The sequence below is a fragment of the Hyphomicrobium sp. LHD-15 genome (assembly GCF_031157355.1).
Taxonomy (GTDB): Bacteria; Pseudomonadota; Alphaproteobacteria; order Rhizobiales; family Hyphomicrobiaceae; genus Hyphomicrobium_C.
This window is the reverse complement of sequence record NZ_JAVIFT010000002.1, coordinates 1,028,684-1,052,357: the sequence shown is the minus strand read 5'-3', so window position 1 is coordinate 1,052,357 and position 23,674 is coordinate 1,028,684. Positions and strand designations below refer to the sequence as shown.

The 23,674-nt window shown below is 62.5% G+C and carries 21 protein-coding genes; 12 read left to right on the top strand and 9 right to left on the bottom strand.

The genetic code is table 11. The features are described from left to right. Nucleotides 1–10: 10 nt before the first annotated feature. The 3 genes from cyoE to coxB all read right to left on the bottom strand — a co-directional run bounded on the left by cyoE (nucleotide 11) and on the right by coxB (nucleotide 3,715). The gene (gene cyoE / locus RCO24_RS11430; protein ID WP_308962136.1) at nucleotides 11–943 is read right to left on the bottom strand and encodes a heme o synthase; all 933 of its coding nucleotides are present in this window, start codon (nucleotides 941–943) and stop codon (nucleotides 11–13) included. A gap of 150 nt (nucleotides 944–1,093) precedes the next feature. Further along, nucleotides 1,094–2,713, bottom strand: coding sequence for a cytochrome c oxidase subunit I (gene ctaD / locus RCO24_RS11425; protein ID WP_308962135.1), 1,620 nt, complete (start codon nucleotides 2,711–2,713; stop codon nucleotides 1,094–1,096). A gap of 87 nt (nucleotides 2,714–2,800) precedes the next feature. Continuing rightward, the gene (gene coxB / locus RCO24_RS11420; RefSeq protein ID WP_308962134.1) at nucleotides 2,801–3,715 is read right to left on the bottom strand and encodes a cytochrome c oxidase subunit II; all 915 of its coding nucleotides are present in this window, start codon (nucleotides 3,713–3,715) and stop codon (nucleotides 2,801–2,803) included. 477 nt (nucleotides 3,716–4,192) lie between these two features. Between coxB and RCO24_RS11415 the strand changes: the two genes are divergently transcribed. Next, the gene (locus RCO24_RS11415; protein ID WP_308962132.1) at nucleotides 4,193–4,816 is read left to right on the top strand and encodes an invasion associated locus B family protein; all 624 of its coding nucleotides are present in this window, start codon (nucleotides 4,193–4,195) and stop codon (nucleotides 4,814–4,816) included. Nucleotides 4,817–4,864: 48 nt separating this feature from the next. Here RCO24_RS11415 and RCO24_RS11410 read toward each other — a convergent pair whose 3' ends face one another. Next, nucleotides 4,865–5,383, bottom strand: coding sequence for a phasin family protein (locus tag RCO24_RS11410; protein ID WP_308962131.1), 519 nt, complete (start codon nucleotides 5,381–5,383; stop codon nucleotides 4,865–4,867). Between the two features lie 309 nt (nucleotides 5,384–5,692). Between RCO24_RS11410 and RCO24_RS11405 the strand changes: the two genes are divergently transcribed. After that, nucleotides 5,693–7,702: a PhoX family phosphatase gene (locus RCO24_RS11405; protein ID WP_308962129.1), complete on the top strand. Its 2,010-nt coding sequence runs from the start codon at nucleotides 5,693–5,695 to the stop codon at nucleotides 7,700–7,702. A gap of 135 nt (nucleotides 7,703–7,837) precedes the next feature. On the opposite strand, the gene RCO24_RS11400 is transcribed toward RCO24_RS11405, so the two are convergent. Beyond that, nucleotides 7,838–8,128 carry a hypothetical protein gene (locus tag RCO24_RS11400; protein ID WP_308962128.1) on the bottom strand — a complete coding sequence of 97 codons (291 nt, stop codon included), beginning with the start codon at nucleotides 8,126–8,128 and terminating at the stop codon, nucleotides 7,838–7,840. A 270-nt stretch (nucleotides 8,129–8,398) separates the two neighbouring features. Here RCO24_RS11400 and bioB point away from each other — a divergent pair, with 270 nt between their 5' ends. The 4 genes from bioB to RCO24_RS11380 are packed head-to-tail and all read left to right on the top strand — an operon-like array spanning nucleotide 8,399 to nucleotide 12,472. Next, nucleotides 8,399–9,496: a biotin synthase BioB gene (gene bioB, locus RCO24_RS11395; protein ID WP_308962127.1), complete on the top strand. Its 1,098-nt coding sequence runs from the start codon at nucleotides 8,399–8,401 to the stop codon at nucleotides 9,494–9,496. Continuing rightward, the gene (locus RCO24_RS11390; protein WP_308962126.1) at nucleotides 9,466–10,602 is read left to right on the top strand and encodes an 8-amino-7-oxononanoate synthase; all 1,137 of its coding nucleotides are present in this window, start codon (nucleotides 9,466–9,468) and stop codon (nucleotides 10,600–10,602) included. Before bioB ends, RCO24_RS11390 begins: the two co-directional genes overlap by 31 nt. Next, nucleotides 10,599–11,225, top strand: a complete 627-nt coding sequence (gene bioD / locus RCO24_RS11385) for a dethiobiotin synthase (protein ID WP_308962125.1) — start codon at nucleotides 10,599–10,601, stop codon at nucleotides 11,223–11,225. Before RCO24_RS11390 ends, bioD begins: the two co-directional genes overlap by 4 nt. Then, nucleotides 11,225–12,472 carry an adenosylmethionine--8-amino-7-oxononanoate transaminase gene (locus RCO24_RS11380; RefSeq protein WP_308962123.1) on the top strand — a complete coding sequence of 416 codons (1,248 nt, stop codon included), beginning with the start codon at nucleotides 11,225–11,227 and terminating at the stop codon, nucleotides 12,470–12,472. Before bioD ends, RCO24_RS11380 begins: the two co-directional genes overlap by 1 nt. On the opposite strand, the gene RCO24_RS11375 is transcribed toward RCO24_RS11380, so the two are convergent. The 4 genes from RCO24_RS11375 to RCO24_RS11360 all read right to left on the bottom strand — a co-directional run bounded on the left by RCO24_RS11375 (nucleotide 12,461) and on the right by RCO24_RS11360 (nucleotide 16,134). Beyond that, the gene (locus RCO24_RS11375; protein WP_308962122.1) at nucleotides 12,461–13,135 is read right to left on the bottom strand and encodes a thiopurine S-methyltransferase; all 675 of its coding nucleotides are present in this window, start codon (nucleotides 13,133–13,135) and stop codon (nucleotides 12,461–12,463) included. The two genes, RCO24_RS11380 and RCO24_RS11375, sit on opposite strands and share 12 nt — an antisense overlap. Before the next feature lie 55 nt (nucleotides 13,136–13,190). Further along, nucleotides 13,191–14,438, bottom strand: a complete 1,248-nt coding sequence (argJ, locus tag RCO24_RS11370; RefSeq protein WP_308962121.1) for a bifunctional glutamate N-acetyltransferase/amino-acid acetyltransferase ArgJ — start codon at nucleotides 14,436–14,438, stop codon at nucleotides 13,191–13,193. A 75-nt stretch (nucleotides 14,439–14,513) separates the two neighbouring features. Beyond that, the gene (locus RCO24_RS11365) at nucleotides 14,514–14,846 is read right to left on the bottom strand and encodes a multidrug efflux SMR transporter (protein WP_308962120.1); all 333 of its coding nucleotides are present in this window, start codon (nucleotides 14,844–14,846) and stop codon (nucleotides 14,514–14,516) included. Between the two features lie 331 nt (nucleotides 14,847–15,177). After that, nucleotides 15,178–16,134: a peptidylprolyl isomerase gene (locus tag RCO24_RS11360; protein ID WP_308962119.1), complete on the bottom strand. Its 957-nt coding sequence runs from the start codon at nucleotides 16,132–16,134 to the stop codon at nucleotides 15,178–15,180. A 403-nt stretch (nucleotides 16,135–16,537) separates the two neighbouring features. Between RCO24_RS11360 and secA the strand changes: the two genes are divergently transcribed. From secA to RCO24_RS11330, 6 genes are all read left to right on the top strand, one after another. Continuing rightward, nucleotides 16,538–19,492 carry a preprotein translocase subunit SecA gene (gene secA, locus RCO24_RS11355; RefSeq protein WP_308962117.1) on the top strand — a complete coding sequence of 985 codons (2,955 nt, stop codon included), beginning with the start codon at nucleotides 16,538–16,540 and terminating at the stop codon, nucleotides 19,490–19,492. A gap of 590 nt (nucleotides 19,493–20,082) precedes the next feature. Further along, nucleotides 20,083–20,244, top strand: a complete 162-nt coding sequence (locus tag RCO24_RS11350) for a Flp family type IVb pilin (protein WP_308962116.1) — start codon at nucleotides 20,083–20,085, stop codon at nucleotides 20,242–20,244. Between the two features lie 173 nt (nucleotides 20,245–20,417). Continuing rightward, entirely contained in the window at nucleotides 20,418–20,585 is a 168-nt protein-coding gene (locus tag RCO24_RS11345; RefSeq protein WP_308962114.1) for a Flp family type IVb pilin, read from the top strand. A 38-nt stretch (nucleotides 20,586–20,623) separates the two neighbouring features. Continuing rightward, nucleotides 20,624–21,124: a prepilin peptidase gene (locus RCO24_RS11340; RefSeq protein ID WP_308962112.1), complete on the top strand. Its 501-nt coding sequence runs from the start codon at nucleotides 20,624–20,626 to the stop codon at nucleotides 21,122–21,124. Nucleotides 21,125–21,233: 109 nt separating this feature from the next. Further along, a complete protein-coding gene (gene cpaB / locus RCO24_RS11335) occupies nucleotides 21,234–22,043 on the top strand; it encodes a Flp pilus assembly protein CpaB (protein ID WP_308962110.1) in 810 nt (269 codons plus the stop codon). A gap of 36 nt (nucleotides 22,044–22,079) precedes the next feature. Further along, nucleotides 22,080–23,663, top strand: a complete 1,584-nt coding sequence (locus RCO24_RS11330; protein WP_308962108.1) for a type II and III secretion system protein family protein — start codon at nucleotides 22,080–22,082, stop codon at nucleotides 23,661–23,663. The last annotated feature ends 11 nt before the right edge of the window (nucleotides 23,664–23,674 follow it).

Below are 23,674 nucleotides of genomic sequence, written 5' to 3'. Positions count from 1 at the left end.
CTGTCCCACGCTACACCATCAGCTTGAGGGCGAGGTGCTCGCCCAGGATGACCGCGAACAGCAGGAAAAGATAGAAGATCGAGAACGTGAACAGCCGCTTGGCCGCGTGATCTGCTTCGCGCCCCTCGCGGATCCGCCAGACCTTGAAGGCGAGCTGGAGGAAAATGAGACCAAGCACCACCGAGACCACGGCATAAACGATCCCGCCGAGGCCGATCACATAAGGCATCACGGCGAGCGGCGTCAGCACCAGCGAGTAAAGCAGGATCTGGCGGCGCGTCTCGTCCGGCCCGGCGACCACCGGCAGCATCGGCACGCCGACGCGCTCGTAGTCCCGGCAGCGGTAGAGCGCCAGCGCCCAGAAGTGCGGCGGCGTCCACATGAAGATGATGAGAAACAGAAGCACGCTTTCGATCGTGACGGTCCCGGTCACGGCCGCCCAGCCGATCATCGGAGGGAACGAACCGGCAGCGCCGCCGATGACGATGTTCTGCGGTGTCCGGCGCTTGAGCCACATCGTGTAGAAGAAGACGTAGTAGGCGATCGTGAGCGCGAGCAGAGCGCCGGCCACCCAGTTGACCAGCACGCCCAGCGTAACCACCGACATCACCGACAGCACCGAGCCGAAGGCCAGCGCCTCGTCGGGCGTCACCCGGCCGCGCGGAATGGGGCGCGCAGCCGTGCGCGCCATCTTCGCGTCGATGTCCGCGTCGTACCACATGTTGAGCGCGCCCGATGCGCCCGCACCGACCGCAATGCAGATGACCGCAATGATCGCTAGCACCGGATGCAGGTCACCCGGAGCCGCGATCAACCCTGCGAGCGAGGTGAACACCACGAGCGACATCACGCGCGGCTTCATCAACTCGAAAAAATCGCCGACCGAAGGTTCCGTGCTTGTCGCCGAACCTGTCAGTGCGCCGTCGGCAGTCAATCCTGACATTTGCTTTCCGTCCTCCCGCAGCGGGTTGCCCCCGCCGATAGTGCTCGCAATTCTCCGTTGCGGCTTCGAGGTGTCGCGGGCGTCACGCCCGCAGCATGTGAAACGTGCGGCGCACGACGAGGCTTCCGACCTCGCCGTGCGCGCGCTTGCTTAGTGGTGCGAGCTGCCCGAAATGCGCGGCAGCGTCTCGAAGCAGTGGAACGGAGGCGGCGACGACAACGTCCACTCGAGCGTCGTTGCACCCGGACCCCACGGATTGTTGCCGGCCGGAACCTTGCGGGCCAGAGCAACGAAGATGCCGATGAAGAACGTGAGCGTTCCGATCGCCGTCAGATACGAACCGATCGACGAAACGTGGTTCCAGAACGCGTAGGCATCCGGATAGTCCACGTAGCGGCGCGGCATGCCGGCGAGACCGAGGAAGTGCTGCGGGAAGAACAGGATGTTGGCACCGACGAAGGTGATCCAGAAGTGCGTCTTGCCCCAGAACTCCGAGTACATGTAGCCGGTCATCTTCGGGAACCAGTAGTAGTAGCCCGCGAAGATCGAGAACACGGCGCCGAGCGACAGCACGTAGTGGAAGTGCGCCACGACGTAATAGGTGTCATGCAGCGCGCGGTCGACACCGGCGTTGGCCAGCATCACGCCCGTGACGCCGCCCACCGTGAACAGGAAGATGAAGCCCAGCGCCCAGATCATGGGAACCCGGAACTGCAGCGACCCGCCCCACATGGTGGCGATCCACGAGAAGATCTTAACACCCGTGGGAACCGCGATGACCATCGTCGCGAACACGAAGTAGGCCTGCGTGTTGACGGTGAGGCCGGCGGCATACATGTGGTGCGCCCACACGATGAAGCCGACGAGGCCAATGGCGAGCATTGCGTACGCCATGCCGAGGTAGCCGAACACCGGCTTGCGCGAGAACGTCGCTACGATGTGGCTGATCATGCCGAAGCCGGGCAGGATCAGAATGTACACTTCCGGGTGTCCGAAGAACCAGAACAGATGCTGGTAAAGGATCGGATCACCACCGCCAGCAGGCGAGAAGAACGTCGTGCCGAAGTTGCGGTCCGTGAGCAGCATCGTGATCGCGCCGGCGAGAACCGGGAGCGAGAGAAGCAGCAGGAACGCGGTGATCAGAACCGACCATACGAACAGCGGCATCTTGTGGATAGTCATGCCGGGTGCGCGCATGTTGAAGATGGTGGTGATGAAGTTGATAGCGCCGAGGATCGACGAAGCGCCCGCGACGTGCAGCGCAAGGATCGCGAAGTCGACGGCCGGACCGGGATGGCCCGTGGTCGACAGCGGCGCATAGAGCGTCCAGCCGCCGCCGACGCCGTGCATGCCCGACGGTCCCTCGACGAACATCGAGATCAGGAGCAGCGCCAGCGCCACCGGCAACAGCCAGAACGAGATGTTGTTCATGCGCGGGAACGCCATGTCAGGCGCGCCGATCTGCAACGGTACGAACCAGTTGCCGAAACCGCCCATCGTCGACGGCATGACCATGAAGAACACCATGATGAGACCATGGCCGGTCACGAACACGTTGAACATGTGCGGGTTGGAGAAGTACTGCATGCCCGGCTCTGCGAGCTCGAGGCGCATGGCGATCGAAAGCGCACCGCCGATGATACCCGAGATCATGCCGAAGATCAGGTACATCGTGCCGATGTCTTTGTGGTTCGTCGAAAACAGCCAGCGACGCCACCCGGTAGGGATGTGGTCGTGATCGTGGCCGGCATGTGCGGTCGTGCTACCCATTGTATGAAACCCTTGTTGACCTGGGTGTTTCCATTCCTGTTTCAGGCGAGGCGGCAGTCCCGTATCGGACCGCCGCCGTCTCGGCGCTTATTGCGGCGCCGGGGCAGCGTCAGAGGCGGTCTTCACGCCGGCCTGCTCGAGAGCCACCTTCTTGAGAATCTCACGTGCCTTCTTCTTGTCCTTGGCCTGCATGGCGCCAGCCCACTCGTTGTACACGGCTTCCGAGACCACGCGCACGCCAATCGGCATGAATGCGTGATTGAGACCGCAGAGTTCCGAGCACTGGCCGTAGAAGATGCCTTCCTTCTCCGGCTGGAACCATGTTGCCGTCATGCGGCCGGGCACGGCGTCGATCTTCGAGCCGAAAGATTGCACCGTCCAATTGTGGATGACGTCGTTGCTCGTCACCAGCACGTGCACCACCTTATTGACAGGCACGACGATCTCGTTGTCGACGGCCAGGAGGCGCGGCGTCGGGATGCCTTCCTTCACGCGCTCGGCGACTTCGTCGTCGGTCAGCATGTTCGAGGTGATCGAGAAGTTGCCGTTATCCGGATACTCGTATTCCCAGAACCACGAGTTGGCGATCGCCTTGATGGTGAGATCGGGCTTCGGATAGCTGTACTGGTTCATCAGGAGCTTGAACGAAGGGATCGCGATGACGACCAGAACCAGGATCGGGATTACTGTCCAGGCCACTTCGAGCAACGTGTGATGGGTCGTGGTGCTCGGGGTCGGGTTACGCTTCTCGCTGAAGCGGAACATTACGTAGAGCATCAGGATGAGCACGAAGATCGCGATCGCGATGATGATCGTGTTCGTCAGATCGTAGAAGCTGTGCAGCTCGCGCGCGATCGGAGTGGCGGCTTCCTGCAAGCCCATCTGCTTGGGTAGCGGCTGGCCCAGGCCGTTGTTGGCCAGCGCCGTCCCCGGATGTGCGAGCAGGGCGACGAGCCCGGCCAGCGCCATCTGAGGCACACACTTGAGAATCCATTTCAGCATTAATCGCTCCCCGGTTCGTGCTCCGGCACCTGTGTACCGGAATCTCCCTGATGTCGGTCGTCTGATCTTTCAGATCATTCCCGCCCGGCGGGATACCCCGCGCCGGTAGGTTCGCCCTGACCACCCATTCTTGCGGCACTCTCCGATCATGAGCGCGCGTGGTTTTGGCAGAGTCCCCCGACCAAGACACAGCACAATCGCCAAACTCGGCTCAAGTCAAGTTTTCTGCGTCATAACCACGCGTCGAAATAATGGCGATTGAGGCAGCGGTGTTATTGCATCGCAACAATACCGGAGCGCGACACGAACGGTCTTTGGAGCAGCGAAACAAATGCGCGAACGCAAAAGCGGATAAGCGAGTCCCACTTTGGCCTTTTTCCTCGCCGAGACGAACGGAGTGAGGTAGACGCGCTAGCGCGCTGTTTACGGGCATTGAGCGCAATCGTTCGCGATCTCATCGGGGGGCAATTCACTCTCATGGCAACACCAAGGGTCCTATCGGCACAGCGCGTGGCGGCCATCGGAAAACGCAGATCGGCGCTCTTGTGCGCTGCGTTATTCGCGCTCTTAACGGGACTTCCCGGCACGGGATTTAACTCGTACGGAGGGGCATTTGCCCAAGGTGCCGAGAGCGATCAACCAAAGCAGGCAGCCCTCTCGGGACAGTTCGCGGACGGCACCGTGAAAGGCCAGTACGGCGACTGGCAATATGTCTGCAAACCACCCCCGGCCGGCGCCAAGAACGAAGTCTGCGCGCTGGTCCAAAGCGTCACCGCCGAGGATCGCAAGAACGTCGGCCTGACGATCTACTTCCAGAAGTTCTCGAACGGCACCAAGGTGCTCCGGATATTCGCTCCCGTCGGCATCCTGTTGCCGCCCGGCGTCGGGCTCAAGGTGGATGGCGTCGACATCGGACACGCGCCATTCCTGCGCTGTCACACCTTTGCCTGCTACGCGCAGGTGACGGTCGAGGATAAGCTGGTCAAACAGCTATCGACCGGCAAAACCGCGATCTTCATCATTTTCCAGACAGAGGAAGCCGGCATCGGCATCCCGATCTCGCTCGGCGGCTTCAGCGAGGGGCTGACGGCGCTCAACTGATTGAGCGAGAGCGAAATCGGTCGCTCCCGCCGATCGAAAGCGCTCGCTTCAGGCGACGCGGCGCTGCTTATTGGACGGTTCCTGCCGGCTAGCCCCGGCTCCGACTTCTTTCCCGGTGCCGTTGAAGCTGATGTAGTCGCGCTCGGGCCGCGCAGTGCGGCTGTCGCCCTGCACCCAAGACGTTCCCAGCCAGGGAAGAACTTGCACCCAGGCCTCGGCAATCTTGCGTCCGCTGCTCGTGTACTGCTCGGACGCAGTCCGCCAGAACGCCAGCTGCTCGTTCATGAGATCTTGCGGCGTGCGGCATTGGGCGAGACGCGTCGATACCTGCATGTAGGCCTGGGCTCGCCGGTTGGCGAGGCCGAGCACTTCCAGTTGGCAACGGCCGGCAGCCTTGAGCGGCGCAGTCGTCTGGGCCGCGACGGCCTGGGGATCGAAGCCCGGCAGGCTTGTTGCGACGGGCGAAGCCTTGCCCTGACCGAAGCTCTCGAGAGCGGAGAGGTAATTCTGGAAAATCGCACCGAACGGACCGAAGGCGTTCGGATCAAAGCCCGCTTGATTAGCCATCGCTTCAACTCCCTAAGCACGGGCCCGGCTACATGGCCGGAGCCTCATGGTCGCATCTTTAAAGACTAGGCACGACGTCTGTTGATTGCAAATGATCAAGATCAAATGGGTAAGATGAAGACAATAACGAAATGTTGATAAGATTCGCACCGCTTTTGCGAAGCAACAGGTTCCCCTTGTTACTGAGGTATTTTCCTCGTTTTCGCGATTGGCGAAAATCCAATCGCGCCCACGAACAAAGCGAGAGCGTCATGAGGCGGTGACCTTCCGCAGCTAATGAGCATGCATCCATCACCGAACGAGTGCCTGATGATGCGCCCTGCGCTGCCGCCTGCCGTCGCCTTCGAAGCTGCCGAGAACGAAGGCTCCAATCCCACGCGCCAACCGACCATCGGCGACCTCATCGCGACCCGCCTGTCCCGCCGCGACCTCGTCAAAGGCCTGGCAGCGGTCTCGGTTGCGACCGAGCTCATCTGGCCGGAAGCTCTGGCCGCCGCGCCGGCCCTCGACAAACCCGTGCCGGACAACCAGGCCGCCTCCTTCGATTTCGTCGAGCTGCCCGTAGCGCCGTATTCCGAGACCCATCGCGTGGCCGAAGGCTATGACGCCGATATTCTCATCCGCTGGGGAGACGCGGTTCTACCCGATGCGCCGGCTTTCGAACCCGGTAAGCCCGATCCCGCCGCCCAGATGAAGCAGTTCGGTTACAACAACGACTTTCTGGGTTTCATTCCGCTCGACGGCAGCGCGAGCCACGGCCTGCTCGTCGTCAATCACGAGTACACCAACGGCGAGCTGATGCTTCCTGGCCTCGCGCCCCGCAGCGACAAGAACGCCGACTTCTCCGCCGTGACGCGTGAGATCGTCGATACCGAGATGATGGCGCACGGCGGCTCGGTGATCGAGATCCGCCGCGAGAACGGCAAATGGCAGGTCGTCCCCGGCTCGCGCTACGCCCGCCGCATCACCGCCGAAACGGACATGGCGATCTCTGGCCCCGCTGCCGGCCACGACCGCATGAAGACGTCGGCGGATCCGACCGGCACTCGCGTCAAGGGCATGCTCAACAACTGCGCCGGCGGCGTCACCCCGTGGGGCACGTGGCTCACCTGCGAGGAGAACGTCAACGGCTACTTCTGGGGCAAGGATCCCGACGCGCCGATGACCCGCGACGAGCGCGCGCTCGCCCGCTACGGCATCCCTGGCGAATGGTACGCTTGGGGCCAGCACCATGATCGCTTCAACGTTCGCAGGGAGCCGAACGAACCGAACCGTTTCGGCTGGGTGGTCGAGATCGACCCGCTCGACCCAGCCTCGACGCCGGTGAAACGCACCGCGCTCGGCCGTTTCAAGCACGAAGGAGCCGGCAACATCGTGAACCGCGATGGCCGCTTCGTCGTCTACCAGGGCGACGACGAACGTTTCGACTACGTCTACCGCTTCGTGACGGAGGGCAAGGTCGACATCGCGAACCGCACCGCCAACCGCGATCTTCTGGATCGCGGAACGCTCTCGGTCGCCCGCTTCCACGCCGACGGCACCGGCGAATGGCTCCCGCTTGTCCACAGCCAACCCAACAAGGACGGCCAAGTCTGGCTCTCCGAGGCGTTCGGCTTCAAGGATCAGGGCGATGTTCTGATCCACACCCGCCTCGCCGCCGACATGCTCGGCGCCACCCGCATGGACCGGCCGGAAGACATCGACGTCAATCCGAAGACCGGCAAGGTCTACGTGATGCTGACCAACAACGCCAAGCGCAAGGCAACCGAGACCGACGCCGCCAACCCGCGCGCCGAGAACCTGTTCGGCCACATCATCGAGATCGTGCCCGACGGCGGCGATCACGCCGCGCCGACCTTCCGTTGGGAAATCCTGCTCAAGTGCGGCTCGCCAGAAGTGGCCGAGGTCGGCGCGACGTTTGCCGCCGGAACCACCGCGAACGGCTGGTTCGGCATGCCCGACAATTGCGCCGTCGATGCCGACGGCCGCCTCTGGGTCGCGACTGACGGCAACCAGCCGAAACGTACCGGCCGCGCGGACGGCATCTGGGCCGTCGAGACGGAAGGCGCAGGACGCGCCACCTCACGCTGCTTCTTTCAGGTCCCGATCGGAGCTGAGATGTGCGGCCCGTGCTTTACGCCGGACCTCGAAACCTTCTTCGTCGCCGTTCAGCATCCGGGGGAAACCCTGGACGACGCCGAAACCGCATCGACGTTCGAAAAGCCGTCCACCCGTTGGCCGGATTTCAAGGACGGCATGCCTCCGCGCCCCGCAGTCGTGGCAATCACACGCAAAGGCGGCGGCAAGATCGCGGGCTAGACCACGATCGCTTCAGGCCCCGCGCTCCGATCGCCGCGGCCGCTATCGGGCGCGGCGTGAATCGGCAGCGCAGGAAAAGCGAAGAAGGCGCCTGATCTCTTAATCAGGCGCCCAAGTATTCGGGTTGAGCAAAGCTCAGCCCGCGAGCTTGGCCTTGATGAAGCCGAGCACCAGCGCCGTCAGCGCGCCGCTGACACCGCCCGTTGCAAAGCCGGTCAACACCGCCTGGATGTCGAGGCCGGAGGTAGCTGCAGCCGTACCGAGGCCCAGAAGCGGACCCAGGATTTGACCGCCGACTCCGCCGCCGAGCGCGCCCGCGATCGTGTTGCCTAAAGTTCCAAGAGCATCGTTTTTGGTGGCGGCGGCAGCGGCATTACCGCCGACTGCACCGCTGACAGCCTGAATAAGTAATGAAGTAAGGTCCATGGTATTCTCCCCAATAAATATTTCGACCGGGCCCATATTTGGTACCTTGATCGAACGAGCACTTGTCAGCCTTCCCCATAACTAAAGTAAACGCAAGGTGCTATTGGGTGGGAATGGTTGACAATCCTGCAAAAAGACGGGACCCAGCGGGTGTCTACGCCCCGAGGGAGGCCAGGTGGGCCGCAGCAATTTGATCCTTGCGGTCCCGCCCCTTAACAGTACAAACATCGCCATGAGCCCCGGCGAACCGGAATGAGGAGAGCGCCCTCGATGAATGTCCACGTCGTCCAGATGACAGCAGCAACAGCGGACCCCGTCCGCCACGACTGGACCCGTGCAGAGGCGCAAGCGATCCACGACCTGCCGTTCAATGATCTTCTGTTCCGCGCGGCCACCGTCCAACGCCGCCACTTCGACCCCAACAAAGTCCAGCTCGCGCGCCTGCTCTCCATCAAGACCGGCGGCTGTGCGGAGGATTGCGGATATTGCAGCCAGTCCGCCCATCACGAATCCGGCCTCAAGGCCTCGAAGCTGATGGAGGTCCAGCGCGTCATCAACGAAGCCAAGAAGGCGAAGGCCCAGGGCGCGACGCGCTACTGCATGGGCGCCGCCTGGCGTTCGCCCAAGAGCCGCGACATGGCTTCCGTCGTTGCGATGGTGGAAGGCGTGAAGGCGCTCGGCATGGAAACGTGCATGACGCTCGGCATGCTTTCTGACGACGACGTCGGGCAGCTCAAGCACGCCGGCCTCGACTACTACAATCACAACATCGATACGTCTGAGCGCTACTACTCCGAGATCGTCAAGACGCGCACATTCGCCGACCGTCTCGATACGCTCGCGCGCGTACGCGAAGCCGGCATCAAGGTCTGCTCCGGCGGCATCGTCGGCCTCGGCGAGACCACCGAGGACCGCATCGACATGCTGGTGACGCTCGCTAACTTGGAGCAGCACCCGGAAAGCGTGCCGATCAACATGCTGATCCCCATTCCGGGCACGCCGCTCGAAAACCGCAAGAAGGTCGATCCGATCGCCTTCGTGCGGGTCATCGCGCTCGCCCGCATCATGATGCCGAGCTCGTTCGTGCGCCTCTCCGCTGGCCGCACCGAGATGAGCGAAGAAACCCAGGCGCTCTGCTTCTTCGCCGGCGCCAACTCGATTTTCTGCGGCGAGACGCTGCTCACCGCCGACAACCCCGGCGAGGACAAGGACCAGGCGCTGTTCAACAAGCTCGGCATCGAGCCGTTGGCGCTTGAAGGCTGTGATGCGGACGAAACCTGCGCAGACGGCGAGGCATCGACCGAGCACGCCGGATGCGGCTGCTCCGGAACCACATCATGCCAGACGACAGCCACGAGCGCGCGCTAAAGGCCCTCGAGCGTCGCGGACGGCTGCGCGAGTTGAGCCCGCGCAGCGGCATTGACTTCTCCTCGAACGACTATCTTGGCCTCGCCAGCTCGCCACAACTGACCGAAGCCGTCGCCGCCGCTTTGCAGCGCGGCGTCGCCGTTGGCGCAGGCGGCTCACGTCTGCTGCGCGGCAATGATCCCGAGCATGAAGCGCTCGAGGATGAGGCCCGCTCGTTCTTCGGCGCCGAGAGTTGCCTTTACTTCGGTGGCGGCTTCGTCGCCAACTACGCGCTGTTCTCGACACTCCCCGCCCGCGCCGACCTCGTCGTCCACGACGCGCTGATCCACGCCAGCGTCATCGACGGCATGCGCGCCGGAAAGGCCACCATCGCCGCCGCCCGCCACAACGCGCCGCAAAGCTTCGACGACGCAATCGTTCGCTGGCGCGCGGCCGGCGGCACCGGCCGCCCATGGATCGCCGTCGAAAGCCTCTATTCGATGGACGGAGATTGCGCGCCCCTCGCGGATCTGATCGCGGTTGCCCGTCGTCACGACGGCATCCTCGTCGTCGACGAAGCCCACGCGACCGGCGTGCTGGGTCCCGGCGGACGCGGCCTTGCCCACGCGCTCGAAGGGGCGCCCGACGTGATCTCGCTGCACACCTGCGGCAAGGCACTCGGCGCCAGCGGCGCTCTGCTGCTCGCCCCGCGCGTCATACGGGATTATCTCGTCAATCGCGCGCGCCCGTTCATTTACGCCACCGCCCCTTCCCCGCTGATGGCTGCAGCCGTCCGCGCCGCCCTCGATCTCGTGCACCGCACCCCGGAGAGACGGGAACGGCTCGCAAACCTTGTTGCGTTTACCGGCCGTGAGCTCGAGCGCCTGTGCGGAATCGCGCCGTCCGGCTCCCACATTCAGCCCGTCATTCTCGGCAGCGACGAAAAGGCGATCTCGGTCGCCAAGGCCCTCGTGGCCGAAGGCTTCGACGTCCGCGCCGTACGCCCGCCGACAGTACCCGAGGGCACCGCGCGGCTCAGGATTTCGCTCACCCTCAACGCCGGCGAGGAAGCAACGTCGCGGCTGCTCGACACCCTCGCTACCATCCTTCGGAAGGTCCCGGCATGACCCAGGGCCTCATTGTCACCGGCACCGACACCGACGTCGGCAAGACCGTCTTCGCCGCCGCCCTAGCCGGCGCGCTCGGAGCGACGTACTGGAAGCCGATCCAATGCGGCCTCGCCGATGGCGGCGACAGCGAACGCGTGCACACGCTTTCAGGTTTGCCGCCGCATCGCATTCACCCGGAAGCCTATCGATTGAACATGGCTGCTTCGCCCCATCGCGCCGCCGAGGCCGAAGGCATCGAGATCGGCATCGCGAAACTCGAGCTTCCGAAGATCGAAGGTCCTCTCGTCGTGGAAGGTGCCGGCGGCCTGATGGTCCCGGTCAATCGCCAAACGCTGACGATCGACGTCTTCGCATCCTGGCGCCTGCCTGTTGTGCTTGTCGCCCGCACCGCACTCGGCACCATCAACCACAGCTTACTCTCCATCGAGGCCCTGAACGGCCGCAACATCCCGATCCTCGGCATCGCATTCGTCGGCGATGAAAACCCGGATACGGAACGAACCATCGCGGAAATGGGCAACGTGCGCCGGCTCGGCCGCCTGCCGCAGATCGAGCCGCTGACACGCACAAGCCTCGCCGACGCATTTCAGGCCGCCTTCCGCCTCGAGGATTTCCGCTGATGCCCCGCCGAACCGTCTGGCATCCGTTCACCCAGCACGCGCTGGAAGACAACGTGCCGACCATCACGCGCGGCAAGGGCGCTTGGCTCGAAACCGATGACAACCGGCGCATTTTCGATGCCATATCGTCGTGGTGGGTGATCACCCATGGCCACCGCCATCCGGCTATCGTTGCCGCGGTCAAAGATCAGATCGACAAGCTGGATCAGGTGATCTTCGCAGGCTTCACCCACGAGTCCGCCGAGAAGCTCGCCGAGAAACTGGTCGCCATTACGCCAGTCGGCCTGGAACACGTGTTTTTCTCGGATAGCGGCTCCACGTCAGTGGAAGTCGCGATCAAGATGGCGCTCGGCTACTGGCGCAACATCGGACACCCACGCTCCCGCATCGCGGCGCTCGAGCACGGCTATCACGGCGACACCATCGGCACCATGTCCGCAGGCGCCCGCGGCGTCTTCAATGCCGCCTACGAGCCCCTGCTGTTCGACGTCATTCGCATTCCGTTCCCGCATGCCGGTCGCGAGCAGGAGACATTCGACGCCCTGGAAGCTGCCTGCCGCGAAACTCCGGTTGCCGCCTTCATCGCCGAACCGTTGATCGCAGGCGCAGGCGGCATGTTGATGTATAGCTCCGCTGCCCTTGCCGAGATGAAGCGCATCTGCGAGCGCTACGGCGCGCTGTTCATCGCCGACGAGGTCATGACCGGCTGGGGCCGCACCGGCACGACCTTCGCTTGCAACCAAGCCGGTGTCACGCCCGACATCCTGTGCACCGCGAAGGGTCTGACCGGCGGCAGTATGCCCCTCGCCGCGACACTTGCCACGTCACGCATCTACGACGCGCACTACTCCGAAGATCGCGCACGCACGCTGTTTCACTCGTCGAGCTTCACGGCCAATCCGGTGTGCTGTGCCGCGGCCCTCGCCAATCTCGAAATCTGGGAAAACGAGCCGGTGCTGGACCGCATCGCAAAAGTGAGCGAGATGCAGGAACAGAACCTCACCGCGCTGGTCGAGAGCAGCTCGCGCTTCCTGAACCCGCGCCGGATCGGCACCATTACCGCTGTTGATCTCGATGTCGCGGACGGCGGTTATCTCGCGGCCGCCGGCCCAGCGCTGCGTGCCCACTTCCTGGCCCAGGGCATTCTGCTTCGCCCGCTCGGCAACACGATCTACGTCATGCCGCCCTATTGCGCGACAGGGCCAGACCTTTCGCTTGTCTACGAGGCGATCCGCTCAATCCCATAGGCTACGGGGCTTCTGCTCCAGAATGTAGGCGGTCTCCTCGAGCGAAGAGACGCCACGAGCCTTCAAATTCTGGCTCTGCGCTAGGCCGTCGCGGACTTCCGCAAGTTGGATCGTGTAGCTGCCTCCGAACAACGCCGCGACCTGCGCGAGCGGTGTCGAGAACGGCGGCCCCGAGATCTCACCGTCGGGATAGACGAGCCCGGCGAGCAGGATGGGCGCGGAGGCCGGAAGAATTTCAACGAGCTTCTTGGCGTAGCGCGGCTGCAGGCTGGGCGGGAGCGCGACAAGCGCCGCGCGATCGTAGACCGCCGCGACCTCGGCCGTCGCCTCGGCCGGAAGATCGAAAATATCCCCGCACCAGATCGTGTAGGGCCCGGCCGAACGCACGACGAGCGCACCCGTCGAGCGCGTGTCGGCTTCGAGACCCTGCTCCTGGAAGAAATCGTCGACCGCGAGTGGCGAAAGCTCGATCCCGATTACCCGATGGCCCTGCGCGGCGAGCCACACCATGTCATGGCTTTTTCCGCAGAGTGGCACGAACACGGCGCTGCCGGGGGCAAGCTTGAGATGGGGCCAATGCTTCGGAAGGAACTCGTGCACGGCTCCCATGTGGAAACCGATCTCGCCTTTTTTCCAGCGCTCGATCCAGAAGTCGGGTGTCAATGGCAAACTCCCCCTCCCAATTCACGGTTTGAGAATGTGGAACGCACCGATGCGATCAGCTGCGATAGTCCGCGTTGATCGACACGTAGTCGTGCGTGAGATCGCAAGTCCAGACATGCGAAGTTGCATCGCCGACACCGACGTCGATCCGGATCACGATCTCGCGCCCCTTCATATAGGTAGCCGCCGTCGCTTCGTCATAGTCTGCCGACCGTTCGCCGTCGCGCGCCACGCAATGCTCGCCGAACCAGATCGAGAGCTTGTCGCGATCCGCCGCCTCGCCCGATTTGCCGACTGCCATCACGACGCGACCCCAGTTCGGGTCTTCGCCGGCGATCGCCGTCTTGAGGATCGGAGAGTTGGCGCAGGAGAGAGCAATTCTGCGCGCCGCCTTCTCGCTCTCGGCCCCTTCCACGACGAAGGTGACGAACTTGGAAAGCCCTTCGCCGTCCTTGGCAACCTGAATGGCAAGATCCTGCATCAAATCGTGCAGCGCCGCCGAGAACTCCTTGAGCTTCTTCGAGCCCTCTTTCGTGATGGGCTCCTGCCCACGCACGCTGGCGTCGCCGGTTGCAAACAACAGCAGCGTGTCGCTGGTCGACGTGTCGCCATCGACCGTCATCGCGTTGAAGGTCGTCTCGACGTGTTCGGAGAGCAGCGCTTGCAGCGGCTTGGCCGCAATGTGCGCATCGGTGAAAATGAAGCACAGCATCGTCGCCATGTCCGGCGCGATCATGCCCGCTCCCTTGCAGAAGCCGTTGATCGTCACTTCCACGTCCCCGATAAACGCCTTGCGGGTCGCCATCTTCGGATAGGTATCGGTTGTCATGATCGCGCGTGCGGCCGCTTCAAAGGCATCCGGCTCGGCCTTCTTCACCAGATCATCCAGAAGATGCGCGAAAACCTTCGCATCCAGCGGCTCGCCGATCACGCCCGTCGAAGCGACGAACACCTCATGGCGCGCACAATCGGCAGCCTCGGTCGCCGCCTCGACCGTGAGATCGACGGCTTCCTTGCCCTTTTTTCCGGTGAACGCGTTGGCGTTTCCGGAATTGACGACCAGAACCCGCGCCTCGCCTTTCTTCAGATGCTTGCGGCAGGCGAGCACCGGCGCCGATGCCGTCTTGGATTGGGTGAAGACACCGGCAACCGTCGTGTCCGCGTCGAGCACGGCCACCATGAGATCGGTGCGGCCCTGATAGCGGATCCCCGCTTCGGCGGTCGCGAACCGAACGCCTTCGAGTGGTTCGAGGCGCACCAGGGTATCCGGCGCAAATGGCGAGCGAGTCGTGATCTTGCCCATGGTGGAACTCCGAAGCGGCACTGGCCGCAAACCTACGAGGCTGCAATATAACGGGGTGGTGTGACGCGTCGTCCGCTAATGCCCTGACGAGCCGGACAAGATGTTGAGCACGAAGACGCCGGCGATGATGAGCCCTATTCCGGCCAGCGCCGCAAGATCCAGCTTCTGGCCGTAGGCAAGCCAACCCGCCAGCGAAATAAGGACGATGCCAACCCCCGACCAGATGGCGTACGCGATCCCCATTGGGATGGTCCGCAAAGCGAGTGACAGGAAGTAAAACGCCGTGCCGTAGCCGACCACGACGATAAGCGACGGCACGAGGTTCCTGAACCCATCGCTGGCTTTGAGAGCCGACGTCGCGGCGACTTCAGAAAGAATGGCGATCATCAAGGCGAGTTGGCTGGACATACCGGCTCCCGATTTACGGCCTTCTAGACCATGATCGCTTCGGACCCTACCAGTCCGAAGCGTGAATCATAGGTCTCACTAAGGTGACCATGATCGCTTCGGACCCACGCGCTCCGATCGTCGCGGCCCCTATCGGGCGCGGCGTGAATCGGCAGCGCGGGAAGTGTCCGAAGCTTGGCTCATCGCGCTCTAGCGCGGGACTTACCAGCCCGAAGGCAAACGCGCCAGTTTCCACATCGGCCGCCTGTCCCAGCTTTGGACCGGGGGCAGAAAAAATCGGGCCGCCCATTCCGGCGGCCCGACCTAAGCCAGAGTGAATGCGTCCGTGCGCTTACTTTTGGTCCTTCTGGATGGCGTCGAGCGCATCTTTCTTCTTGATCTGCTCTTCCATCTGCTGCTCGAACTGCTTCTGCTTGGCAGCCTGCGCCGCGGTCTCCTGTTGGACCTGGAGCTTGATCTCGCTGTCGACGTACTCGATGCCGGCCTTGCCGCGCAGCTCGGTCGCGACCTGCTGGCCCTTCTGCTGCACCATGCCGTTGAGGATCTGGTCCTTCACTTCGTCATAGCTCGGGACCGGCTTGGCGCGGCGATCCTCGATCTTGATGATGTGCCAGCCGAACTTGCTCTGAACCGGCTTCGACACCTCGCCCTTGCGCAGCGCGAAGGCCGCGTCCTCGAATTCCTTCACCATCTGGCCTTTAGAGAAATAGCCGAGTTTGCCGCCGTCGGCCTTGGAGCCCGGATCGTTCGAATATTCTTCCGCCAGTTTCGCGAAGTCGTCGCCCTTGTTGACCTTCTCGACGACTTCCTTGGCCTTAGCCTCGCTGTCGACCAGGATATGACGCGCCTCGACCTCGTCCTGCGGCGGGATCATCTTGACCTTATCGTCGTAGATACCCTTCATAACCGCGTCGCCGATCGATCCCTTGACCGCCTTTTCGTAGAATGCGTCGCGCTTGGCCCGCAGGGTCCAGTAAGCCAGCCGCTTCTCGTAGTCGGGACCGCTGGTCAGCTTGTCGCTATCCGCAGCGTCGGCAAACAGTTGCATCTCGATCAGGAACTCGAGCAGCACCCGGCGCCGCTGGGCTGGCGAAAATTCGCCAAGCTGAGGCCCGATTTCCGTTTCGGCGAGTGCAAGGTCCGACTCCCGGATTTCCTTGCCGTTGAGCTTGGCGAGCACGGCGTCGTCGGCCAAGGCCCGGCTTGGGCCAATCAAGGCCGCCCCGGAGAGAAACGCAGCGCCGGCAAGCGCGAACGCGGTAAGACGGGCAACACGGATATGGATCACTTGGAACGGCTCCTGCCGGGTTCAGGCCTCGGGGGTGTCTCGGAGCACAGGAAGCGCTCCGGCCGAGGCGGAGGATGCGAGATCGCGATTTGGGCGCATCCATAGACCAGGGGTCGTCGGCCTGCCAAGTTAACAATTGCAGATTTTTGCCCGCATTTTTCCCAGATGCTGGCATAAGGACGGCAGAAGAACGCCCTAACGAGAATAACCGTGCCACGCGTTGACAATTCCGGGCGGCAATCCTTATGTCTGCCCCCGTATGGCCAATTGGCCGGACTGGCGCTCCCGCGGTTCTCCGGTTCTTGGATGTTAGACCGCCTGGCGCAACCGAACGAGCCTCCCGCTCGCCCTCCGGACGCGCCGCGCATCTCCGCCAAGTCCATGATTTTGAGGATTTATCTTGATGCTCTCTATCGGCACGATCGCCTCCAAGATTTTCGGCTCGTCTAACGAGCGGAGAATCAAGACCTATCGGTCGAAGGTCGAAGCGATCAACGCGCTCGAGCCGGAAGTCGCAAGTCTGACCGACGCCGAGCTCCGGGCACGAACCGAAACCTTCCGCGAGCAGTATCGCAGTGGCACCTCGCTCGACGACCTGCTGATCCCCGCATTCGCCACCGTCCGCGAAGCCGCCAAGCGCTCGCTCGGCCAGCGCCACTTCGACGTTCAGCTCATCGGCGGCATGGTTCTGCATGAGGGCAACATCGCCGAGATGAAGACCGGCGAAGGCAAAACGCTGGTCGCGACCCTCGCCGTGTATCTGAACGCCCTCGCCGGTGAAGGCGTTCACGTCGTCACCGTGAACGACTACCTCGCCAAGCGCGACGCCGAATGGATGGGGCAGGTCTATCGCTTCCTCGGCCTCTCGGTGGACACCATCGTCCATGGCCTCGACGACGAGCAGAGAAAGCGCGCCTACGCCGCCGACGTGACTTACGCCACCAACAACGAGCTGGGCTTCGACTACCTGCGCGACAACATGAAATTGCGCAAGGACGACATGGCCCAGCGCGGCCACGCCTTCGCCATCGTTGACGAGGTCGACAGCATTCTGATCGACGAAGCGCGCACGCCCCTCATCATCTCGGGCCCGCTTGAGGACCGCGCTGACCTCTACGTCGCCGTCGACAAGCTGATCCCGACGCTGACCGCCGAAGACTACGAGCTCGACGAGAAGCAGCGCCAGGTCTCGCTCAACGAGGTCGGCAACGAGCGCATGGAAGGCCTTCTCGAGCAGGCTGGCCTGCTCAAAGGCTCGCTCTACGACATCGAGAACGTCACGCTCGTCCACCACGTCAATCAGGCGCTCAAGGCCCACAAGCTCTTCCAGCGCGACAAAGACTATATCGTCAAGGCTGGCGAGGTCGTCATCATCGACGAGTTCACCGGCCGCATGATGCCCGGCCGTCGTTATTCGGAAGGCTTGCACCAGGCGCTCGAAGCCAAGGAAGGCGTCGAGATCCAGCCCGAGAACCAGACGCTGGCTTCGATCACCTTCCAGAACTATTTCCGTCTCTACAAGAAGCTCGCCGGCATGACCGGCACGGCGCTGACGGAAGCCTCCGAGTTCATGGACATCTACGGCCTCGAGGTTGTCGAGATCCCGACCAACCTCAAGATCTCGCGCGCCGACGAAGACGACGAGATTTACCGGACCCAGAAGGAAAAGCTGGCCGCAATCGTGACCACGATCGCCGATTGCGCGCGCCGCGATCAGCCGATCCTGGTCGGCACCACATCGATCGAAAAGTCTGAGCAGCTCTCGGAGTTGCTGAAAGACAAAAAGTACATCGAGAACCTCGGCAAAACACTGCTTGGGCAAGCCGAGAAGTTCAAGGACGCCAAGGACGGCAAGACAACGCCCGAAAGCGAGCTGAAGGCCTATTTCAACGACATCGGGGCTCGCCTGGTCGAGATTGGCTCCAAGAAGGGCAACACCGATCCGATTCCCCATCAGGTTCTGAACGCGCGCTATCACGAGCAGGAGGCCGGCATCATCGCCCAGGCCGGCAAGCCCGGCGCCGTCACCATCGCCACCAACATGGCCGGTCGCGGCACCGACATTCAGCTCGGCGGCAACGTGGAGTATCAGCTCCGTGACTGGATCGCCGAGGAGACCGCGGCCGGACGCGTCCCCTCCGAGAGCGAAACCGACAAGAAGAGAACCGAGATCCAGGCAACCGTGGCCGAGGCCAAGAAGGTCGCTCTCGAGTCAGGCGGCCTTTACGTGCTCGCCACCGAGCGCCACGAAAGCCGCCGCATCGACAACCAGCTGCGCGGCCGTTCCGGACGCCAGGGCGACCCCGGCCGCTCCAAGTTCTATCTCGCGCTTGACGACGACCTGATGCGCATCTTCGGCTCCGACCGCATGGACAGCGTGCTGAAAACGCTCGGCCTGCAGGAAGGCGAGGCCATCACCCATCCGTGGATGAACAAGAGCCTCGAGATGGCTCAAAAGAAGGTCGAGGCCCGCAACTTCGACATCCGCAAGCAGATCCTGAAGTACGACGACGTGATGAACGACCAGCGCAAGGTCATCTTCGACCAGCGCAAGGACATCATGGCCGAGGATGACGTTTCCGAAACCGTCGCCGACCTGCGCCATCAGGTCGTGAACGACCTCGTCACGCGCTTCATTCCCGAGCGGGCTTACGCCGAGCAGTGGAACATGGGTGAGCTGAAAGAGGCGATCCAGGCCATTTTCGGCCTCGACCTTCCGCTCGACCAATGGGCTGCCGAGGAAGGCATCGCCGACGAGGAGATCCGCGAGCGCCTGATCGCCGCCGTCGACGAGCGCGCAGCTCGCAAGGCTGCTGACATCGGCTCCGATACTTACCGCCAGATCGAAAAGATGGTTCTCCTGCAGACGCTGGACCATCTCTGGCGCGAGCATCTCGTGACCCTGGAGCATCTGCGCCAGGTGATCGGCTTCCGCGCTTACGGCCAGCGCGATCCCTTGAACGAGTACAAGAGCGAAGCGTTCGTGCTGTTCGAGAGCATGTTGGCCCGCCTCCGCGAGGCCACCACCGGCCAGCTGATGCACGTCGAGCTGGCCCCGCCCGGCCAGGAGAACCCGGAACTCGAAGCCCCCGAGTTGCCCGAGATGCACGCGCATCATGTTGATCCCGCAACCGGCATCGACGAGTTCAACGACGAACTCGCGATGGTCGACGCTGCGATCGCAGCCAGGGGACGGGGCGTGCGCCAGGTAGAGAAGAAGGCGCCGCTGCAAACCCGCAGGGCCGCCGACGCCGTGGATCCGGCTGACCCCACCACCTGGGGGAAGATCTCGCGCAACGCGCCTTGCCCGTGCGGTTCGGGCAAGAAGTACAAGCACTGCCACGGCAAGTACGAATAGCCGAGGCAGCAAATCCATTCACGTGTTGAAATGGCCGGCCGAAGCACCTCGTGCTTCGGCGTCGATGCCGCGCGTAATGCGGGCAACACTTTGAACGCTCGCTATCCTGGATAGCTTTTTAGCTGTCCCGGTCGCCGGACCGGCGGCAGGCATCAAAAGCCTGCCCTATAACTCCGCCACTCACCCCTTCCTGTTTTACTTGTCCCTCGGAGGAACTACCGAGGTCCCCATTTATCGAACGCGTTCTCCCAATAAACGCCGGCCCGTTCTGAGCACCGTTCAACGGCCCCGCTTTGCAGTAGAAATCTCGAGTAACAAATTTTTAGCGACGAACGAAGCACGATTTCCATGTAGTGGACTAACTTAAACACACGAGTAACCAAAAACTACACGAGAACAACTTGGAAGAACTCGAATAGCATCAAAATAAATTCGTATTTTTAACGAGTTATTAGAATTTGTTGATCTGAACATCTAGAGCTTTTACAGCGCTTTAACGAGTAAAGCGTAGGTTGGTCTCCAGTTCACGAGCGACGGGGCAAATCACCGGGCAGCGAACGAATTTGAAGTCGACCATGGGAGTTACAGTAATGACGAACATTTTCTCGCGTTTCCTCAAGGACGAGTCTGGCGCAACCGCGATTGAGTACGGCCTGATCGCTGCCCTCATCAGCGTCGCCATCATCACCGCAGTCGGCGGCATCGGCGACAAGCTGAAGACGGCCTTCGAGACGATCGAGAAGGACCTGTAGTAACAGGCCGCTCCCCACGAGCGAATTTATCGCAATGCAGTCGGGCCACCCCAGTTATCGCTAGGGTGGCCCGACCCGTTTGGAAGGACCTCATGGATCGGCGACGACTGAGCACGGGAAGTTAATCTCTCCACGCTAGAGTTCCTCCACACGCTTGGGGACACGGCTTACGAATGAAAGCTCTTCTTTTCAGATTCTGTGCGGACGATCGTGGCACAACGGCCATCGAGTACGCGCTCATCGCCGGCATCATCTCGATCGCGATCGTGGGTGCTCTTCACCAAATCGCACCGGCGATAGAAGGGAATTTCACCACCGCTGCCGACGCCCTCGACCAATAGACCGCCGGCCCGGCCGCCATCCGACAGAGGTGCACGTCGTGTTGTACTATGCGTTATTGCTGGCGTTTCCCGCCCTCGTCGCTTTCGGCGGCGCCTATGATCTTCTGACGATGACGATCCCCAATCGGGTCTCGATTGCTCTCGTCGCGCTTTTCTTTGTTGTAGCCGTGATCTCCGGCCTGTCGACCGAGGACATCCTCTCTCACATCGCCTCCGGCGCGATCATTCTTCTCGCGGGGATCATCCTCTTCGCCGTCGGCGGCTTTGGTGGTGGTGACGCCAAACTGCTGGCCGCCGCGGCACTTTGGATCGGTCTCGATCAGCTCGTGCCGTTCCTCGTCTATGTGACGCTCTTCGGTGGCGCCCTCGCGATCGCCATCCTGCTTTATAGAAAAAACCCGATGGTGCACCCGAAAGCCCCCGATTGGGCCATCAACCTCCACAAGCAAGGCACTGGCATCCCCTACGGACTGGCCATCGCCAGCTCCGCTCTGCTGGTGTTTCCCCAGACCGCGTTGTTTGTCGCCACAGCAATCTGAAAGCTGTCCAGAACGGCACGATAATTAACGGCGCGTTGACGTTTGTCCTCCAATCTTTGGCTTCACGCTCAAAGGTTCGGCCATAAGGCCGTATGGGACAACGCGCGCAATGAAACGGCCCCAGCTCATCGGACTTGCCATCGCGGCAACTGCCGGCCTCATGGCATTCGTCATGGTGCGCGGCATGGTGAGCAAACCGCCGGTCGAGAAAACCGTCGAAATCAAGGTGAAGTCGAGCGACGTGCTGGTCGCCCGCACCGACATCGGCCTCGGCCAGATCACCAACGATAGCCTGTTCCGGTGGCAATCCTGGCCTGAAGAAACCGTCACGCCCGGCTTCATCACGCGCACCGGCCAGCCCGATGCCATGACCCAGCTCGCCGGATCGATCGCGCGCGCCCCGATCATGGCGGGCGAGCCAATCACCCAGACCAAGCTCGTGAAGGCAGGACAAGGCGGCGTACTCGCGGCGATCCTTCCGGCCGGCATGCGCGCCATCTCGACCAAGATCAAAGAGGAGACTGCGGTCGGAAATCTCATCCTTCCGAACGACCGGGTCGACGTCATCCTCATTCGCCGTCTGAGAAACGCCCGAACAGGCCAAGAAGATTTCGTCAGCGAGCTTCTGTTCGGAAACGTGCGCGTCCTCGCCATCGGCCAACAGATCGAGACCAAGGAGGGCAAGAAGACGGCCGACAGCTCCGCAGCCACCGCGACGCTGGAGCTCACCGCCCGTCAAGCCGAGCTTCTCGCGCTCGGCAACTCGATCGGCGACATCAGCCTATCGCTGCGCTCGATCGCCGATCTCGACGTCACACAAGGTCCAACCGCTGGCGTCGATCCTTCGTCGTCTCGGGAGACAGCTTCAATTCGCGTTTTGCGTTATGGAACACCATCGCGTTCGTACGGCGTAAACTGAATAATTTTGAGTTTTTGTCCGTCATAAGGCGATAACATGCGCACTTACGTTAAACCGTCGGCCCGCAGCATCCTGGCCTGCGCCGGGATGCTTGCCCTTGGATTGCTCGTTGCATCCATGGGGCGGCCGGCCGTTGCCGGCGGCGATTTTCCGCCGCTATCCCTGCAAAGCTCTGTCCTGCGCATCAACGCTGGCGACGCCCTGCCTCAATCCCGCGCCGTCCGGATCGGGCGCAACAAATCACTGCTGGTCGAGCTTCCGCTTGAGCTGCGTGATGTGATGGTGTCCGCGCCGGAAATCGTCGACGCAGTCGTCCAGTCGTCCAATCGCGTCCACCTGATCGCCAAGAAGATCGGCCAGTCGAACGCCTTCTTTTTCGATGCCAACGGCGAGCAGATCCTGACGCTCGAGATCAGCGTCGAGCAGGACACTGCCGTACTCGATGCGCTGCTGCACCGCCTCCTGCCGGGCTCCAACGTCAGATCCGAAATCCTCAATGACACCGTCATTCTGACCGGATCGGTGCGCACGCCGGTGGATTCGAACCGTGCCAGCGACATCGCCTCACGCTTCATCGTTGCCTCCCCAGAGACCGACGAGCGCGCCAAGAACAAGGTCGTCAACATGCTCGGCGTCGAGGGCGAAGAGCAGGTCATGCTCAAGGTCGTCGTCGCCGAGGTTCAGCGCGAGCTTCTGAAGCAGTTCGGCATCAACCTCGCCGCCGATATCAACGCCGGCAACTTCACCTGGAGCCTGCTGACCGCCAACGCACTCCCGCTGACGACCGCGGCGGGCCTCGGCGCACTGCCCATGTTCGGCGTTTCCACGAAGGGCGATCCGAGCGATCCGGCAGTCTCGTGCGGCGCCGGCCAGACCTGCGCCTTCGGAAGCGGTCCCACGACTGACAGCTTCGGAAATTCAGGCGCCATCTCCGGCTACACCGGCAAGAACGGCAGCATCGCCAAAGCAATGCGCGCCCTCGAGCGCGACGGCCTCGTCCGCACGCTGGCCGAACCCAACCTGACCGCCATCTCCGGCGAACCCGCCAAGTTTCTCGCCGGCGGCGAATACCCGATCCCCGTGAAGGACAGCAACGGACAGACCTCCGTCACCTTCAAGGAGTTCGGCGTCGGCGTCGCTTTCACCCCGACCGTGATGTCGGAGGGTCGCATCAGTCTCAAGATCGAAAGCGAGGTCAGCGAGCTTTCCAACAACGGCGCCATCGTTCTGGATTCCACCCAGATTCCGGCGCTCAAGAAGCGCCAGGCCAACTCCACGGTTGAGCTGCCGTCCGGCGGATCAATCGCGCTCGCCGGCCTCATCTCCGATGACGTCCGCCAGAACATCGACGGCTTCCCCGGCCTCAAGGACCTGCCGATGCTCGGAACCCTGTTCCGCAGCCGCGACTTCATCAAGCGCGAAACCGAACTCGTCGTCATCGTCACGCCCTACCTCGTGAAGCCAGTGGCTCAGAAGGATCTTGCCAAGCCCCTCGATGGCTTGGCGGAAGCCACCGACCGCAAGGCCAACTTCATGGGCCATCTAAATCGCATCTATGGCACCGAGAGCGCCGCCCCCGTGGGCGACCTCAAGGGCGACTACGGTTTCATTGTCGAATAGTGGCGCAGTCT